Consider the following 21,001-nt stretch of genomic DNA (forward strand, 5'->3'; position numbering starts at 1 on the left):
GTTTACCGCCAACTTACATTCAGACTGCTCGATGAGCGTTTGCCATTCTTTATTAGTGTGTCGTTTTCCCATTTCAAATCTCCTCATGGTCGGAGACTTGAGCTTGTTCTTCGCGCTAGGCGATTAGAATTCGGGTTTTATGGAGCGTTTACTCTCTACCTACCTTCGCCGCTTGCTCAGCACTAAGCTTTCTAGAGCTGATGTAATAACGGTACTCTAGCTCGACAGATTTTCCTTTCTCAAGACGGAAGCTTTCAACCATTACAATGCTCTTTAAGCCTTTCTAGCGAGAGAAGTTACCAAACAGGCAATATGTGACTTTTGAACCTTGGCGTTAGTCGATAATCGTTTGAAAATGTTCTTTGAAGTAGTCAATGTGCATGATGCTCTCCCTGAAAAGGGAGTATATGATCACAGCCAAATGTGATCGTCAAATCGATCATGACTTTGATTAAAAAACGCACACGATCTCTCCCTGGGTATCACTATTGACTTTATACAATGGATTCCTTGATTAATGGTGTTATTTTACAATCTGGTTTAGCCAAGTACGAGTATATGCGTTCAACTTGAATATCACCTTAAGAAGCGAATTCGAGGTAATCTTAATCGAATGCACAACAGCAGTAATAGTAATATTGAGTATATTGTTAAACTACCACCTGAGGAATGACTAAATTCAGGCTGTGTTGCTGATGTTTCTTCTGAATAATTAATATTCATATCGACTGTACCAACCGCACCATCTAATTTGACAGTAAACGTTAATGTGTGTGCAGTGCGATGCCAACTCGGAAATTGTAAATAAATACGGACGCCATTGTTATCAGTAATGTTAGTCGTTACTTGCTTAGATGAGATGCTAACGACCTGAAGTGATTCACAATCAGTCACAGCGATATAATCACAAAGGTCAATATCTACAGAGAAATTCAGAGGAATATTGTCAGGATTATAAGTAATGACATAGTCAAAAGGATCAATATTTAAGCTAGGAATAGAACTGTAAACGTAACTTGGATCATCAATATTATTATCATTGTTATTATCTCCATCGTGTCGCCCACCATCTTTTATAGTCATTTCAATACAATAACCACCGACTGCAATCTCTTCTTGATAAAGAGAAGAATGTGGTGGAGGACAATTGCCAAGTTCCCCTATTGCGTACTTAAGATTACTGCCATCTTCGCTTTCGTCAAAGTCAAACCAGCCTTCTTGGTTCGTGTATTTACGTAAAATGCTGCCTGACGACAACGGTTCTAATAGCGGAATAACTACAATACTGCTTTGTGAGTTTTGATTACGAACCGTAAAGTTGAACACATTTTCGGATGAATAACTAGGGTTTGTTGAGTCATCAGGAATAATACCAGCCAGGGTGCTTGCTTTAACATAAGGTGAGCTTACGTCAACTTTTTGAGATAGTTGACCGAGTATGAGGCAATCACCAGGTGTTGACTCAAAGATCAAAGTTAAACTGGTATTAACAGAATTGCCTTGTAGTTCACAATCATCAATTGGATCGAGATAATTAGGTATCATATCATTATCAAAATCTGCAAACCCTTCTTCGGCATCAGTTAGACCATCGTTATCAGTGTCCATGTCTAGGCTTAGCTCGACTTCTTCGACTATCCGTAGCGATGTTTTGCCGACGATAGGTTGTTGTTCTATGCCTAACGGGTATGCGGTAAATGTAAAGTCGTAACGACCTGTCTCTTTAAGCTCTGGCAAGATGAGAGGTTCATAATTGCTCGTCTGCCCCGCACTTTCTTTTGAGATATTTGGCCCACTATAGTACCAATCGATGATCACGCTATTATCATAATCTAATGGTACATTGCTATCAACGATGATATTTAAGTCAGATAGTGAAGCCGGAGTGGCTATAGATACAATATTATTATCTGCGTTATAAAAATTAGCATCTAGCGTTATTGGCTGCTCACCTTCAGATAAAGTAAGGACTATTTCTGATAATGGTCCGGTATGGACATTATTAGCAAAACTAAGGTGTAACGTTTCTTCACCTTCGTTAAGGTCGTCTTGATAAATATCTATTTCAAGAATACCTTCTGTCCCCGATGTGATAACGACATCATTGGTATCTAAGAGTGATAAAGAATGATCGTTATTATCACTCGTACTGTCGGTGTTAACTATGACGGGTATCGTGACCGGATAGCTTGGAGCTGGGCCACTGAGTTTAATTCTAATCTGAGCTGTTGTGCCTTCATAGATGGTAGGCGCCGGAATAAATTCTGCGTAAGGGGTAATATTAACTTGCTGACTAACGATTTGAGTTGTGTTCCTTGCTGCATCAATAGCCTCCCAATAAATCACATGAGAACCAGAACGAAGCAATAGTGTACCATCAAATAATGAAACCGGAATCGGAACACCGTTAATGTCAGTTGCTTTTGGAGAGAATATTTCCAAACGAGTAAATACCCCGGTTGCTTTTAAATCGACACTAGAGATCTCTTCAAACTGTGGTTTTTCTGTCTGAAGGCTATCTGATTCTAACTTTATGAGTCCTTTATTGCTTGAACCATGTTGATCAGCAATTACGTACTCGATATACCACGAGGCAGGTAAATTAGTTGGTAAAGTATATTGTATTTTATTGTCCACTATCGCGATGTTACCAAATTTACTTTTAGCACTGACAAGAGTAATTTGATCGCCTTCATCGCTGTCGTAATCATTATCAAGTGGTGAAAGTGTAATGGTTGTTGATGGTTCAACTTGAACACTGTCATCAAGCGCAATAGGGGCATGATTTTTGTTAATCACAGGCGGTAAAGGCTCTCCTGTGTATAACTGGCTCATATAGTATCGGTCACTGTAGAGTACTCTATATATCGAAGGATCTATCACGCTGGTTTGTATTGCTTTGACTTGGACCCAATTAAGTGAGGCTACATTCGTTACTAAATCTTGGACAGACGAATAGATTTGATTAGGATCACTTGCGTCAAAATATTGAAGATCAAGTGTAAATAGCCCGGACTCTTGTCCATTATTTTCAAGTGGTGATGAGCTAATAAGTGCGGTGCGAGAACTTGGAACTACAGGCTTATTAGGGGCCAGTACGAGTTTACTATACCAAGATTCCATTGTCGTTCTGTTCGTATCAGATTGGACTGGTGCCTCACTCAATGCATATTGACTGACCAAGCTATCACCATCTTGATAGACGAGATGTAATAACACATATTTATTACTTACAGCTCTGTTTGTTGAAACCCAGCGATTTGAATTGTGTATATCATTAGGATCATCTAATACGTACCATGTTTTGCTAACCACATAGTCACTCGATGACAATAGCTCACCACCTTGAGAAAAAGTAATATCTGCCGTTAAAGGCGTATCAAGGTAAATAGGGGTTGGCATTTCGATATGCACTTTAAGTTTATCCAGTTGATTGTCTTGTGGTGATACGAAATCGGATAATACTTGTCGTGCGACACTAGTTTGAGTATCACTGTTTAGCGTCGCTTCAGCGCCTACGTAGTAATTAAGATCATCAGCTGTGATGTTATATTGGGCTTGGTTCGCACCATCAATAGGTTGTGCTAACGCCCATTTACCCAGCCTAGGCAAGCGATACCACTGATAAGATACCTTTTCAGAATTATCAACAGAACGATGTGCAACCTTAAGTTGAGTTGCAATTATAGGCTGGACAGCATAAGGCAGAATAGAGATCGCCCATGGTGATTGAGTGGCATCTATTTGAATGACATTCGAGAAAAGATTTGGTGTTAATTCACCAAAATCATCTTGTCGATTAACGATAACACGTAAGTATTGGTCAGCAGTTTGAACGGTGTAGTATGCATTGATTTCCCCACTGATATTTGTCCATGAAATACCATCGCTACTGTGTTGCCATTGATAATTGATTACCTGAGGTAACAAATCGAATGAGAGTTTACTACCGACCAATTGTGTATTAAGTGTTTGATCTATTGATGCTGTAGTTGCGCCTCCTTGGATTAACACAGTATCAGAGTAACGCGCTCTATCCATGGCATTTGCATGCTCATTGATTGCTTGTTGGTCACTGTTACCAGTCCATACAGCTGTACTACTACTAAATAAACGAGCGCCATTATCTAGCGTAATTTGTAGTTGATGAGTAAAGCTGGTGTCCTCTTCATTGAGTGTATAGCGAGAGGCTACGGCGTTATTAATAGCAATACCATTGCTCTGCCATGAACCATTAACAGGAATACGATACCATTGATAAGCACTTACGTTACTGAATGTCTGTGCTAGATAATTCTCTAACCATTGTTTCGATGTATTGCTGATCTCATAGCTGTTATCTTCGGGAGTGAAGTGAATTGCTAATGTTTCGGTTGGTAGTGTATTTGGGTTATTGATAATGGTGTTTGAAGATTCAGAATAATTAGGACTGAGGTCGTCTGCGCCTTCACTTAATATAAGTTGTAAGCGAAGTTTTTTATCGACGTCTTCAGCTCTAACTTGATAGGTGGCCATGTTAGCCATGTCAATATCAGCCCAAGACTCACCATCGACACGCGATTGCCACTGATAATTTGCTGTTATCAAACTTTGAGTATTGAGCTGTGCCAGATCACTTTCTGTTAACGAAACAAGCATACCGGTTGAAAGGGTTGTCTCAGATAAAGTGAGCGATAATTTATTAGACAACTCAATCAATGTATTTGAGCCTGAAGCCGCACTCACAGGCTTAGTATCGATGCTACTTTTTACAATAAGCCCTGCATCATCATGATATTCGACAGTAATGCGTAATGAATAGCCTTCATCGTTGGGTTGAGGTGTGTAACTATCAGCATTGACCAAAGCCGTTAAGCCATTGTCATTAATTCGATGCCAATACACTTTTCGTTCGGTAAATAACGCTGGAGGCATAGATGAAATTAAACGAGTATCTATTCTTTGTTTGATACCAACTTGTGGCTCTGCCAAATTATCAAACTCGATGTCGTAATTAAGGCTGTTCGTTTGCACTACAGGCGTTACATTAGAGCCAACTTTAGCGCTGGTATTGGTATCGAGATTTTCTGATAACAAACACAGACGATATTTATAACCACTGGTCAACGACATTAAATCATTGTAATCATCAGCTTCAGGTGCTATAGCCACCCACTGACTTTGACTCAATGGATCAAAATATTGCCACTGATATTTTACCGTGACCGGATAACTATCTCGTAATGCCTGAACCTCATTAAATACATACGATGGATTACTCAAACCGATGGTATCTGACGTATTTAATGGGTCATCAAACTGTAAAACAAGAGCGATATCACGTACAAGTAACGCTGGATCTTGAGATGCTGAGAAGTTCTCTGTCAGAGTTCGATAAACATTTGAATCTGTCTCCGATATTTGTTTTGCCGATACGGTTACAGACGTTGTATCAGGGTAGCTGTTGAATAAATCACTCAAGCTAGAGAGGCTATTGCTAGGCTGAGCATCTGAACTATAAAGGTATTCCACCGTGTAAGTATTACCTTGGTTAGGTGCTTGAGTCTCGTTGCTATTTGATTTTTCCATCAAATACGGGGTTGATGTTGAATTAATCGGATCTTGAGGGTCCATTTTAATCGCACTATACCAAAGAATAAAGTCTGTAGGTTGAGTGCTATTTTTAATGGCTTCTTGACTGACAACCGATAATGTTAGAGGGTTTTTAAGTACATTTGAATCTTCATAGCTGATTGATAACAGTAAGTATTTTCCTGCACTAACACTTGTTAAGTTGTTACCAGTGATTGGTTGCCATAGCGACGCTGAAGATTGATGACTCGGGTCGTCGATCAGATACCAATTGGTATTAATTGTACCTGGCGGATTCGCCACAATATCGCCATTTTCTTTCAGTTGCCATTGATAAGATAAGATACTGTCTTGATAGAGTGGCGTAGAAGTTAGATTGGCTGTTAACGTATAGCTATCGTTACTCCCACTGTTGTTTTTTTGAACCGGATTTGAAGTGACGTCAAAGGCGATGACATCTTGGTTTATCGAATCACTTATCGTCGCTTTGATACCGATATAGTAACCAACATCATCATCGCTGATGATGTGATCGGCTGATTTCACACCGATAGAAGAAGCTATATTCCAAGCCGTCGGGCTATCGAGTCTAAACCATTCATATTCCACATTTTCAGTTGTTAAAGTGCGATGAGAGGCTGTAATAACTTGTCCTACGGTGTATTCGCTTGATTTTGTGATATTAACTTGCCAAGGCGATAGCGGGTTACTACCAGATTGTATTTCTAGAGCGTCTGAATATCGGTCGGGTTTATGTGCGACTCCATTGTTATCAAGACAAATACCTTTAACTCGAATATAGCCCGTATTCCTTACTGTAATGCTTGCAGAATCATTACCTTGCACCGAAACCCAACTGCCATCTGCACCGGTTTGGCTAGTTTGCCATTCATGTTTTACATTCGGTGGCATCAGATCTTTTTGTAAAGAACTACCAGAGAATACCGCGGTTAATGACTGGCCCACATAGGTCGGTGTTGCGTTGCCGGTGATGCTGATAATATCGAAATAACGGTCCATTTCATTGGTCTTATTGGGATCAATGCCATTGTTTTTCCACTGTTTCGTACGAGATGAGTAGACTCTAGTACCATTATCAAGTGTCACCACTAATTGATGCTCAAAATTCACATCATGTGAGCTATCTAACTGGTAATCAGCGCTATTCGCACCACTAATAGCCTCGCCATTATTGGTAATGTCACCATCTATTGGTAATCGATACCATTGGTAATTATCTAGGTTAACGTTATTGTCAGCTTGGTATTTATTGAGCCACATAGTCGCTCTGTCTGTGAGCGTATAGGTATTGGCGTTGATATCAAATTCCAGTGCTAATGTCTCTAATGGCCCATTATCATTGGGAGCGATAAGTTGAGTGTGATTAGAGTAAAGCGGTGCAAGTTGTACAGTATTGCCGTTGTTATCCGTTGTGCTAAGTACCAATTGCAGACGTAAATAATGATTATCGTCATTTTGCACTGTGGTGTAATTGAACGTATTTCCGTTGGTAGTGATAGCGCTCCAGTTGCTTATATCATCACGACGCTGCCATTGATAATTCGCTGTTATCCTCGTGTCATTTATGATGGCGGTAATATCACTTGCATTTAATGATACCGATGCTTGACGAGCTAATGTTGTTGGAGAAATGGATAATGTTAGACGATTAGCCAAGTTATCCAGCGTTGATGAGCCTGATTTTGCAACCACAGGTTGGGTTTGAATACTACGTTGAGAAAGTAAATTACCTGTTGTTCCGTAGTAAGAAACGGTAATTTGTAATGCTTTGCCTACATCGTCAACAGTCGGGATAAAGCTGTCTTTATCGGAGAGCTCCGTCAAAGTCTTATCATTTTCGACACGCTGCCAACGAATATTACGATCTGTAAACAGAGCAGGCGGAGTGTTGCTCGTTAATCTATCGCGCAGCGTTTGTCTTATACCTTCTTGAGGCTGAGCAAGGTCATCAAACTCTATATTGTAACTGACGCTATAGCTTTGAACCTCTGTGGTGACGTCTGAGGTGCTTTCACTGCTTGTCTGGTTGTTATCGGTTGCGATGAGTTTTAGACGATACGTTTCGCCAGCGACGAGCGGTGCAAGCTGTGTATTAAGGTCGCCATAAGCTTGAGAAACGCTTCCTACGTTTGTCCATCCACTGCCATCATTAGATTGCCATTGATAGTCAATGGTGAGCGATGCGTCTAATGCGCTGACTTGCGATTCCACTTGCGTTTGGTTTAATAGCGTAACGTTATCACCCGTATTCAGCGGAATATTATAATCCAGCGCTGGAATAATGTGCCTAATATCGTGGACGAAATCAGAAGAGAAAGTGAATGAGCGAGGGCTCAATTCTCTGCTGAGGCTTCCACTGTATTGGGTGGCTGACACTATGACACTGTCTGTTGCTGGGTAATCGCTTAGCAAAGAGGTTAAATCAGTATATTGTTTTGAAGGTGCCACACTTGGGCTGAAGCGATAATCGACGCTATAGCTATTGTCGCTCTCGGCTACATTTTCATTTGCATTATCAGCAACCAGTGAAGTTCGAGAATTTTTATCGATAGGGTTGCTTGGCGTCATGTCAATGACACTGTACCAAGAATCAAAAACAGTTGGCGAAGTCATATTTTGTACCTTGTCATCACTGACTACCATGAGTTCTAATGGCTTGGTTAAGTTCGCCTCATCGTACTCAAGTTTTAGTAAGACATAGTTACCGTTCGCCGCATTAGGTAAAGTTGTACTATTGAGTGTTGTCCATAACTGCGGGCTATTAATGTGCTCAGGCGCATCAATTAAATACCACTGTGGCGTGACGTTGCCCGCAGGGGAGTCAACAAGAGTGTTGTTTTTGTATAGAGAGAACTGGTACGAAAGCGTACTGTTTTGATATATCGGGTTAGGTGACAAAGTGGCGGCTAAATAATAGTTGTCACTGCTACCAAGGTTGCTGGCTTTCACTGGACTTGTGGTTACTTGTGGAGCAATTAACGAGTTGTTGCCATCGGAAATGGTGGCCTTAACGCCAATAAAGTAGCCAACATCTTCCGTTTGCAGCACGTAATCCGCATTGCTTGCGTTATTAATTAGAGTTGCTGAGCTCCAATCAGAAGCGATTGAAAGTTGATACCATTCATAGGTCACGGTGTCGCTTGTGTCGCGATGACTGACTGAGATAGGCTGATTGACCACGTACTCAGAGGATTGTGTGAGACTCACTTGCCACGGCGTTAAAGGATTGGCAGTAGACGATACACTGCGTCCGGCCGAAACTAGCTGAGGCAGAATCGCGCCACTCGCATCAGAGCGTTCAACTAAGACGCGAACCTCTTGGCCACTTTCGTTACCCGTTAGCGTATAAGAGGGGCTATCCAATCCAATGTTATTCCAAGCACCAGTGAAACCTACTGTACGGCTTTGCCACTGATACGAGACCCCTGGTGGCAGAGTATCTTTGACAAGCGAGCTACCGGAAAGTTGAGCGGTGACCGTTTGGCCGCTCTGCAATGGTGTCGTGCCATCAATGACGTTGACCACATCGAAGTAACGTTCGCGTTGGTTTATTTCCGTTGGATCTGAATTGTTATTTTTCCACTCAGCCGTGCGCTCGGAATACACATCCACATTATTATTCAAAGAGACAACGAGTAGATGTTCAAAGCCGACATCACTAGACGAATCAAGAGCATAGCTAGCATTAGTCGCGGTATTAATCGCTTTGCTATTGTTCTCGAAATTGCCACCAACAGGCATGCGATACCATTGATAGCCTTGAATCGATAAGGAGTTGGTTGTGAGGTATTGATCGAGCCACAAGGTTGAACGCTCTGATAAGCGATACTCTTTCAAGCTTGTGGAATAATCGAGCGCCAACGTTTCTAGTGCAGCAGACGTATTGGTATTGACCTTATTGGTTTGATTAGTAAAACGCGGGTTAAGTGCGGTAGCGCCATCGTTTAAAATGATTTCTAAACGTAAATAGTGATCATTATCCGCACTCGTCGTGATATAGCTTGTGTCATTGGCCAGGCTGATGTTGCTCCATGGCGTCGTATCTTGACGTCTTTGCCATTGGTAATCCACCCCAAGGGTCATATTAGCAGCAATCGCGTTATCAATCGCTGCAACGGTCGTCGCTGACAGGGACACCTCTGATAAAGTAGTTAATGTGACTGGGTTGATAGTCAAAGTAAGTGAATTGGCCAACGTTTCTAGTGCTGCTGAATTCGTTTTTGGCGATACGGTTTCGGTATTAATACTACGTTGTACTAAAAGGCCGCTCGCATCATGATATTCAATGGTAATGCGTAATACATGATTTACATCCGCGCTAGTAGGCTTATAGCTTTCTGTCGTTGCCAAGGTTGTTAAGCTGTTGTTCGCGTTTACGCGTTGCCAGCTTATCTGACGATCCGTAAACAGCGCAGGTGGCGCTGACGAGAGCAAGCGAGTACCAACTGTTTGCGATATACCTTCTTGAGGCTGAGCAAGGTCATCAAACTCTATATTGTAACTGACGCTATAGCTTTGAACCTCTGTGGTGACGTCTGAGGTGCTTTCACTGCTTGTCTGGTTGTTATCGGTTGCGATGAGTTTTAGACGATACGTTTCGCCAGCGACGAGCGGTGCAAGCTGTGTATTAAGGTCGCCATAAGCTTGAGAAACGCTTCCTACGTTTGTCCATCCACTGCCATCATTAGATTGCCATTGATAGTCAATGGTGAGCGATGCGTCTAATGCGCTGACTTGCGATTCCACTTGCGTTTGGTTTAATAGCGTAACGTTATCACCCGTATTCAGCGGAATATTATAATCCAGCGCTGGAATAATGTGCCTAATATCGTGGACGAAATCAGAAGAGAAAGTGAATGAGCGAGGGCTCAATTCTCTGCTGAGGCTTCCACTGTATTGGGTGGCTGACACTATGACACTGTCTGTTGCTGGGTAATCGCTTAGCAAAGAGGTTAAATCAGTATATTGTTTTGAAGGTGCCACACTTGGGCTGAAGCGATAATCGACGCTATAGCTATTGTCGCTCTCGGCTACATTTTCATTTGCATTATCAGCAACCAGTGAAGTTCGAGAATTTTTATCGATAGGGTTGCTTGGCGTCATGTCAATGACACTGTACCAAGAATCAAAAACAGTTGGCGAAGTCATATTTTGTACCTTGTCATCACTGACTACCATGAGTTCTAATGGCTTGGTTAAGTTCGCCTCATCGTACTCAAGTTTTAGTAAGACATAGTTACCGTTCGCCGCATTAGGTAAAGTTGTACTATTGAGTGTTGTCCATAACTGCGGGCTATTAATGTGCTCAGGCGCATCAATTAAATACCACTGTGGCGTGACGTTGCCCGCAGGGGAGTCAACAAGAGTGTTGTTTTTGTATAGAGAGAACTGGTACGAAAGCGTACTGTTTTGATATATCGGGTTAGGTGACAAAGTGGCGGCTAAATAATAGTTGTCACTGCTACCAAGGTTGCTGGCTTTCACTGGACTTGTGGTTACTTGTGGAGCAATTAACGAGTTGTTGCCATCGGAAATGGTGGCCTTAACGCCAATAAAGTAGCCAACATCTTCCGTTTGCAGCACGTAATCCGCATTGCTTGCGTTATTAATTAGAGTTGCTGAGCTCCAATCAGAAGCGATTGAAAGTTGATACCATTCATAGGTCACGGTGTCGCTTGTGTCGCGATGACTGACTGAGATAGGCTGATTGACCACGTACTCAGAGGATTGTGTGAGACTCACTTGCCACGGCGTTAAAGGATTGGCAGTAGACGATACACTGCGTCCGGCCGAAACTAGCTGAGGCAGAATCGCGCCACTCGCATCAGAGCGTTCAACTAAGACGCGAACCTCTTGGCCACTTTCGTTACCCGTTAGCGTATAAGAGGGGCTATCCAATCCAATGTTATTCCAAGCACCAGTGAAACCTACTGTACGGCTTTGCCACTGATACGAGACCCCTGGTGGCAGAGTATCTTTGACAAGCGAGCTACCGGAAAGTTGAGCGGTGACCGTTTGGCCGCTCTGCAATGGTGTCGTGCCATCAATGACGTTGACCACATCGAAGTAACGTTCGCGTTGGTTATTATCCGTTGGGTTACCACTGTTTAGCCACGCACCTGTTCGGGTTGAATAAAGGGTAGTGGTGCTGTTTACCGTGACAACAAGTAAGTGCTCAAAATTGAGATCAGAGGTAACGTCTAATGTGTATTTGCTATCGTTTGCATTGAGGATTTCCTCAGCATTATTGGCTAAATCACCCCCAACAGGAATTCGATACCATTGATAGCTTGCTGTGCCTACGGCTGAGGTATCTTGCTGATACTTATCCAACCATAATATTGACCGTTCAGAAAGTGCCAAAGTATTACTTACGCTATCGAAGCCTAAGACTAGCGTTTCGAGCTTAGGTCCTGTATGCGATTCAACTTTCTCTGTTTTATTAGTATAGAGTGGATTTAATCTGATTGTATTATCACTAAGTAGGCTCAAGATGATTTGCAATCGTAAATATTTGCCATTTTCATTAGACGTAGTGGTGAAGCGTTCCTCATCTGCATTTATGCTAACCGGAGTCCAAGTCACGCCATCATCGCTATGTTGCCATTGATAGTCTGCTTCAATCGTCGATGCTTGTGCTCTGATCTTAATGATATCATCGTCTACTAAGGCGACTTCTTGATCTGTAGACACTAAAACGGGGTCGATCACTAGACTTAAGTCATTAGCCAACGTGCTGAGCTCTTGGGAGCTAGATTGCGATTCAACGGGTGAAGTAATGATACTTCTCGATATTAAGCTTGCTGTTCCGTCTAGGTATTCAACGGTAATATGCAGTGCTAGACCCACATCTAATTGCGTTGGTTGATAACTTCCATCAGGGTTAGCAGTTAATAAACTCAAGCTGTTATCACTATTAACACGCTGCCACGTTACTTTACGCTCTGTGAACTTGGCCGGTGCCGGAGAGGCGACCAAGTTGGTACGAATATTTTGTGTGATGCCTTGTTGAGGAATGCTTAACCCATCAAAGCTAATATCATAATTTGTTGCAGCACTAGTGACGATGATAGATTCATCAGAAACAGTGTCACTTGTTGTTTGTGCACTGTTATTTTTTGCCAAGAGTTGAAGTCTATATTTATTGCCATCTTGGAGTCCAGAAGCCGCTTGATAGTCAATCAACTCTTGCCCAAAAGGTTGCCAACTTGTGCCATCGTGCTCTTGCCATTGATAGGTAATATCGACAGGTTCGCGAAGTTCAATGTAATTAATGGCACTTAATATACTTTCACGATTTAACAAATCAATCTTATCACTGGTTAATAATGGATTATCAAAATCCAGCAACGGCGATAGTGTCCGAACTAAATTGACAGGATCGCTCGAGAAATCAAAGACATTCTCTAATGTACGATAAATATTACGTTCGGAAAGCTTAGTTTGTTTGGCTCGAACGGTAATTCTGTTTGTTCCCGCTGGAATTGCTGATATATCGGTATAAACGGTATTTGTCTGTATATCCGAAATATAGCTGTAATCCACTTCGTACACATTATCCGATGGGGAAACATCTTGAGACGCATTAGCTTTTTCAAGACCAACACTCGATACATTGGTAACAGGAGGGGCTGGTGTAAATGTGATTACGCTGTACCACTTATCCATATCAGTAGTGCGCGTGATATTAACCGTCGCTGTCTGAGTTGTGCTGAGACTACCATCACTGACATTTAGCTCAATAGTGAGTTGGTTAAGATTTTGATTATCGTCGTTAATAGCTGTAATAGCAGCTAAAGTCGGAGTTACCCTTAGATTGACTAAATCCAGAACATACCAATTATTAGGGTCGTTGATGATGGTAACTGTGAGCGAATCTTTCTCAGGATCGTCGGTTTGATAGTCCACAAGCTTAGTTTGGCGGTTGACTTTGTTCTCCGTAATCCCTCCCGCAATTGGCGTTAAGGTAATGGTTGGCGCATCATTAACAGGTTGAACATCAATGTCCATCGTTGCAGCGATGGAATAAGGGCTCGAGTCATCATCCATGACTTCAAATTCAAATGCCGTGTCTAAATCATCATTCAAGTTACTTTTAAACGTTAAGCTACTAATATCAGAAAAATCAATTTCGTCTCCTTGTCGCACCAATTGATTTTTATATCTCAGTTCACCACGAGGTAATGTTACTAGCCTAATTTTATCAAGTCCGTCATTTTCAGGATCGGAATAAGTGATGTCGCTTGTTTTAAAGGTATAGATATCATCTTCGTCTACTACCACAGACAAATTCGCATCAATGCTCGGGGCATCGTTGATTGGGTAAACATTAATGGTCATCGTCGCTTGGGCGGAATCACTGTTACCATCATTGACGGTAAAAGACATTCTTGCTGAAGTATCTTGGTTTTGATCAGATTTATATGCATATTGATTGATTTCACCTGCATCAATGAGTCGAGGATAAGTTGATATCGCTACCTCACTGCCATTGAAACTACCGCTTTGGTCATAATAGATATCGCCTTTGTCCGGTTTATCAAGGGCAATACTTGCTAACGGAGCCTTCTCTGGATCGGAGTAGGCATTATTAAATAAGCTTTGTGTGAACGGAGAAAGTTTATCTTCATAGACTTGGAACGTGCTTGCAAGTGCTGTTGGAGCGTCGTTGACAGCCTGAATATTAATGGCCATTGTCGCTGTGTTTTGCGAGTATTTGTCAGTACTTTTCAACTTGAACGTAAATTGAGTGTTGTCTTCTCGATAGTTGCCAGGGGTATAGATCAGGTTGCTGATATCTGCCTCCGATACGATATCACCGACTGAAAGCACCTTACTTGCAACTGCGAGCTCACCATGATCTGGCATGGTTTCTAATAAGATTTCAGTAAACTCAAATAAGCTCACTGCGTTCACGTCATCATCGTAATCTGGGTCTGTATATAAGATCTGACCACTCGTTGGGTTAGAGGTGTTAGTACTTAATACTACGATCTGACTGAACGATGAGAAAGGCGTACTTTCAGTTACATCAACAAAACCATCGACAGCGGTTGGGTGATCATCTTGAGGGCTAATATTGATTGTGAGTGTGCCCAGATTTGCTGAAGTGACGGTTCCATCATTAACATTAAATGTAAAACTGGTTGAAGCGGTATTGTTCAGTGTGTTCAAGTAACGCAACTGACTAATATTGGCACGTAAAATCGTTTTAGGAAGTTGATCTTTACTGATGAGAGTTTCACTATTACCATCATTGACTTTCAATACACCATTGTTAGGAATACTTGTAATAATGAGACTTGCAATTACGTCACTCTTGTCATCATCGGCAAACATCCGATCAATCACATTCACAGAAAAAGTATACTCAGCGTCTTCAATGGTGTTGATGTTATGATCGACGGATTTTGGATCATCGTTAATACTGTTGACGTTGATAGTCATGGTCGCAATATTTTTTGAGAAATCATTGCCATCAAACACTTTAAATTCTAAAGAGGTGGGATTGATATTATGGAGTGCGGTTTGATAAGAAAGTTTACCAGCATTAATATCGTTAACAGAAATCTCATTACCTGCTGATACTATATTTCCATCTAATCGGAGTTCTCCTTGGTCTGGCAATTGCGTAATCACGATCTTAGTTAGTGCATCACCCTCAGTATCATCAAATTTAAAGTCCGAATAACTTATCGTGAATTGTATGTCTTCATCCACAGTGATAGTACTAGCTTGTGCAGTAGGTTCATCGTTAACGGGCTCAATATCTAAAGTTAACGAGGCATCCGATGACCATAGTTGACCATCTGATACTTGATAAGACAGCGCCTCTGTGCCGAATGCGTTTGTTACAGGCGTATAGGTGAGTTGTCCACTATTGATGTCGCTGTAAGACACTTCTATGTCTTGCTGCGTTATTACACTATTGCTGAGTTTTAATTCACCATTAGCCGAAAGTTGAGTGATTTTTACGTCAGTTAAGTTAGTGCTTTCTTCATCGGAGAAACTAAAGTCATTAATAGTGAACGTATAGGTAGCGTCCTCTTTAAAGGTGACTGTTCTAGAACTTGCCGTTGGTGCGTCATTGACAGGAGTAATGCTGACTGTCAGGGTTTCATTAATAGTTTTACCACTACCGGTGTCATCAACACTGATTGATAGCTGATCCAAACTTTGGCTGCTATTGAGTGCATTAATACCGGCTTGAGTTAACTGGATGTCATTACCACTTAAGACGAAATGAGCATTACTATTGTTGGTCAATCTAATGTTGCTTGAGTCATTTTCGCCTTTGTCATCTATAGAGAAATTAGCAAAGGTATAAGGCGCAGTGACGTTTACATCGTCTTCTACTACAGGATTAGGTTGATCAATGTTGATACTCAGGTCGTCTTCAACATTGTCAATGTTTACCGTAAATTTGTAGGATGCCGCACTGTCATCTTCACCATCATTTAGTTTAAATTCAAAAGTAGAATAGTTAGCACCAAATTCATCACTGGCAAATACGAATTTCAACTCGCCATTAGTTAATTGAGCTAGCGTTACAGTTAAAGGAGAAGTCAAGCTTGTTATCAGTGAACCATTTAGTTCAAGATTTCCTTCACTAGGTAGCTTTGTAATAATAATGTTTTCAAGTGAGTCTCCGGTGTCGTCATCGCTAAAGGTGAAATTCGATTTTGCAAACGTAAATGGAGAAGTATCTTCATTAATCGTAGTGCTGTCATCTTGCCCTGTTGGCGCATCATTAGTGTTATCGACGGTTAAAGCCCATGATATATTGTCACTCTTATCACCATCAGTAACGCTCAGAGTCATATTGTAAGTGCCAACATACGAATTATCTGGCTTACCAATAACTTGTTGGTTGGTATCATCCCATTTTAGCCAATTTGCCCCTGTCAAGGTCACTGTTAATTGCGCTTGGGTATTATCAACATCGCTAATTTGAGGTTGATAGACATAGTCGGTGTCTTCATTAACGTTACTCAGGGGCGTGGTATTGGTGATGACTGGTGCATCATTGTTTGGTGTTATGGTAATGCTCATTTGTGCTGTTGCGGAGCTATTTTGACCATCACTTACACTAAACTCGAACATCCCTTGATCGTTAGTGTCTTTGACTGGTTGATAAGTAAAGTCGCCATTCGTGATTTCCGTTGCCGTCACTGTGGAATTCTGAGCGGACATCGGAGTTGTCCTTAATAAGAGTTGACCACGGTTAGGATTTGGGAAATTGATGATGTTGATAGACGAGAGTGTATCGCTAGTATCCTGATCGGTGAAGCCGAAGTGACCTTGTATGAATGGTAGGCTACTATCTTCAGGTGTGCTCAGCGAATTGTCGGCAGCAACCGGTATAAATTTATTGAGATCAAAACTGTCCCATACACCATCATTATCGTTATCCAGTGTGACGGAGGTTAGCGCATTAGCAAGCGTTCGGATATCGCTCTCTGCGAGTGCGGTCGGATAGGCGGCAAATGCATAAATGCCATCCATACTATCAAGTTGTGCGATATTACTTGCACCTGTCGAGTCCTTAGCAAAGAGGCCTATCGGAGTAGAGGCGCTTCTTATAGCACTTAGCTGAGCCGACTGTGCGGTAGCGGCGACTTGGCCGTTGATATAAATCGTGTAACTGTCTGAACTTTGCTCATAAACATACACTAAGTGAGCGATATCGCCATAAGGTGAAGCATCGTCAAACACATTGGTGAGATTAACACTTCCGGAATTGTTGAGCACTACACCAAGTTTGCTCAATTCACTATTTTCAAACGTCAACGACGTCGCATTATCTGTGTCCGAAGTATCATGGTGTCCAAGCAAGGTAACATCAGCAAAATTATCACTGGTTATTTGTACAATAAACTCGTAACTGGCTTGATCGCTTGGCAATGCGGAAAGGTCAACTGTTTTCGCTTTATTTGGATAGACATAGTTATCGTATCCTGCGATAGGTTGGGTCAAAGTCACTGTAGGGTTTAAATTAGAAGACTCAACCGACCATATTTGATTAATCCACGATGCCATTGCATTTGGACTGACTTTGACTTGATCCCAAAGAACAGCCACACGACTGCCATTATCATCGGTGAGTAAATGACTATCGTCATTTGAAACAGCATCAAATCCAAGGGTAGTTTCGAATTGATCGTTCAATACGTCTGAGTCTGTTTGAGAATAACTGTTGTTATCATCGCTATCTTCTGTAACTACCAGACCATCACTGTCTTTATCAAGATCAAAGACATCCCAGATACCGTTTTTATTGACATCTTTAATGGCAGCTAAGATTGTGTCTGCTCGTGATTGAATGGTTTGCTCTGACCAAATAGAGTCATGATGTTGAATATGGGTGACCATATTTTTTTTAACCCAATTCAGCATCGTGTAATTTTGCAGTAAGCCACTTAGTATCCCTTGAGGGAATATACCTATTTTGGTGTTACTAGAATTGAAAGCTGTAAAGCTACTGTCCTGTACCTGTCCAACTTCATTGCCGTTTATGAACAAGGTAAAGGTCTGTGACGTACCATCGAACGTTAAAACTAGGTGGAAATATTGTCGGCTAGGGAATAACGTTGATTGGTTATCGGTAGCTGTAAAGAAATGGGCGCTGCTTGTTTGCGTAGTTTCATTACGGTCACCTTGACCATCGCTACGTATTGCAAATTGTTTTTTTCCCTCGGATGCAAAACGTAGAGACATATTGCCCGATTGGATCAAAATACCTTCAGTGAGAACTGGGTAACTTGCTTCGTTACTAAAGTCAAGGTAGGCAACTAACTCGTAGGTGGCATTACTTGAAATTGTATCCCAATTTTCGCTATAAGTTGGATTTACGGAAATATTACTGAGGGTTCTTGGACCTGAACTTGCTTTCTCTGCGAGTTGCCCGTTAATGAAGTAACCAATTGCTCGATTACGTTTCACGGCATCAGAAGTATCGGTAATTTGTTGCCAGATATCAGCGATACGGTTGCCATTACGATCACTTAATATTGCATTGGTGTCATCATTTAACGGGTCAAAGCCATTTAAGACCGTTTCCATTTTATCGTTAAGACCATCTTGGTCATAGTCTGTCCATGGATTGGTATCGTCTAAATCATCAACAAAAACCACGCTATCATTATCAAAATCTATATTATCAATGGAGGTTTGCAGAGCCCCAATCGTGTCATTTTTGTCAATAGTGAGGCGATTAACCTCACTGATCACATCGCTAACATCTTTGCTAATCCCGATGTTTTGATAATCTGATGCATAAGGACCGTTGGCATTATTTCCTGAGAAATAAGTCACAATGTTAACGGCGCTGGTGATCTTTTGCTCCGAATTCAAAGTTTGTTCGCGTAGCCAGTTATTTAGCTGACTGATTTCATTACTCGTTAGATTAGCAAAACCAACATCACGATAGGTGGAGGGCTGTGGCGTTGAGCCGGTATTGTTTGCATAGTCGATTAAAGCTTGCAAACTGTTGTAATTGTTGAAAATGGCTTGCACTTCAGCCAACGTTTGTTTCGATGAACTTTCGAGTTCTTGTACAATGTCACTGAGCTGAGCCGGAACGATGGACGATGTACCGGTAATGCCAGCTAAAGCGTATTGTGCTAATGGCGGTGTTGCTCCTGCAACGCGGATACCATTGCTGAAGTTGATGATTTCAATCATAGCTGCAATATTTTCAGCATTGATAAGTTGAGCCGCATTTAACCAAGCATTAAATGCAGTGGTATTATTCAAATCTTGGTTGATGCCGATAATAGCATAATCACCCAACTCAGGTTGAACGGCTGTAATTGGCGCAGTGGCTAACGCATACTCATAAATGGCGTCATAACTTTTTATTAGACCAACCGTGGATGTGTAATCCGACGGATTGGTATTTCTCAATAATTTATTGAGTTCGTTCAATTGATTGCTAACGATATCAGTTGTACTGATCACGTTGTAATCGGTGTCATTCGGTTCAGTAACCGTATTGGTGGCATCCGTGCGATAGGCATTAATGGCTTGCCATTGCTCAATATAACTGAGCTCAATCCACTGTACGCCAGAAATGACATTACTATGTGCGGAACTGACAGTTGATGACGATGTACCAGAGTCTTTGTCGTAAGCATTCACGCCTAGCGAGCTGAATTCGGTCTCTATTGCATCGGCAATCACTTTTGGCCAGATATGCTTTTGCTCGGCATTTACTGCGTTTCGATCATGGGTGATGAAGATCTCTTGTACCGATTGACCGGCAATTTGAACCTTGGCTGAGAAGAGATAATCGTAAGTGACTGATGGTAAGGTTTGGTCTATGTCAGGCAGCAGTACATAATAGCTATTCAGATGGAATAGCGTGTCATCGTCATCAAAGTAAGCAGGTTGGCCATCTTTATCGTTATCAGGTTGTGCATTTAATGCCGCTGAGAGTGTTATAGCATTATTAATGCTGAGATTACTCCACTCATTTTGTAAAAACGTATTGACCTTAGTTGTACCGTTGTTGCTACCGACAAAGTAACCATTTGTGTTCGTCACTAACCCGGCACCAATATAATGGTCATGAACAGGTGACTGCGCGAGACTGTGATTCGGATTATTGCTATCTGCAAAGGCAGCAATGTTTTCGTAGAAACCAAGCACAACCACCGTTGCTACGCTGGCACTATTGCTTCGATTTGTGTCATCTGTGATTGTGAAAGTGATGTCTCGATTATTTACCCCGAGCGCAGTGCCAGTATGCTGATAAGTCAATGCTCGTAGTGCGTTTTGGTAATCAGTGATCGAGCCTAGGCCTGTCACGCTCAATGTGCCCGCTGTTTGATCATAGCTTTGCGTAAGATTATTTGGCAAAGAAGATGATGGAATAGCTAACCGCTCATCACTGCTTACACCTTGTATCGTGACGGTGGCGCTTTGGATGTCGGAACCATCAACATCAATAATGGTGAGGTTACTGTCAACGACGATTGGACTGTCGTTTTCAACAAAAGCTTGGCTCGGAGAATTAACTGTTAACTGCGGATCATCATCAGTAGACAGAATGTTTAATGTAGCTGTATATTCTACACTGTCGTCGATCCCATCATTGACTTTAAACTTGAAGGCAGTATATGGGCTCCCGTTAACATCGCTGTTGAAGTGGAAACTGAAATCACCACTGCGTAATTGCGTCTCACTGATCGTTTGAGGGAGAGCACTATTACCAATTGTTGAGTTGCTCAGTTTCAGTTCCCCTAAATTAGGGAGCTGCGTGACAACAATACCTGCTAAGGTGTCACCGTCAATGTCATCAAAAACATCATCCCAAAGAGTGAAGTCGAGTGTTGCAGGGCTAGAGTCTTCATTAACATCAAACGCAACGTCTTGACCTTCTGGCGCATCATTGACCGGATTGATATTA

The 21,001-nt window shown here is 41.7% G+C and carries 1 protein-coding gene and 1 pseudogene; both read right to left on the reverse strand.

Going from position 1 to position 21,001, the window contains the following annotated elements; genetic code table 11:
- Positions 1-151: 151 nt before the first annotated feature.
- Positions 152-283 (reverse strand): annotated as a pseudogene (locus ACTRWI_RS18730) (ISAs1 family transposase); the annotation flags it as partial.
- 293 nt (positions 284-576) lie between these two features.
- Positions 577-20,451: a tandem-95 repeat protein gene (locus ACTRWI_RS18735; RefSeq protein WP_499133288.1), complete on the reverse strand. Its 19,875-nt coding sequence runs from the start codon at positions 20,449-20,451 to the stop codon at positions 577-579.
- Between the last annotated feature and the right edge of the window lie 550 nt (positions 20,452-21,001).

This window comes from Pseudoalteromonas sp. G5_S1_14_S5 (genome assembly GCF_054968605.1).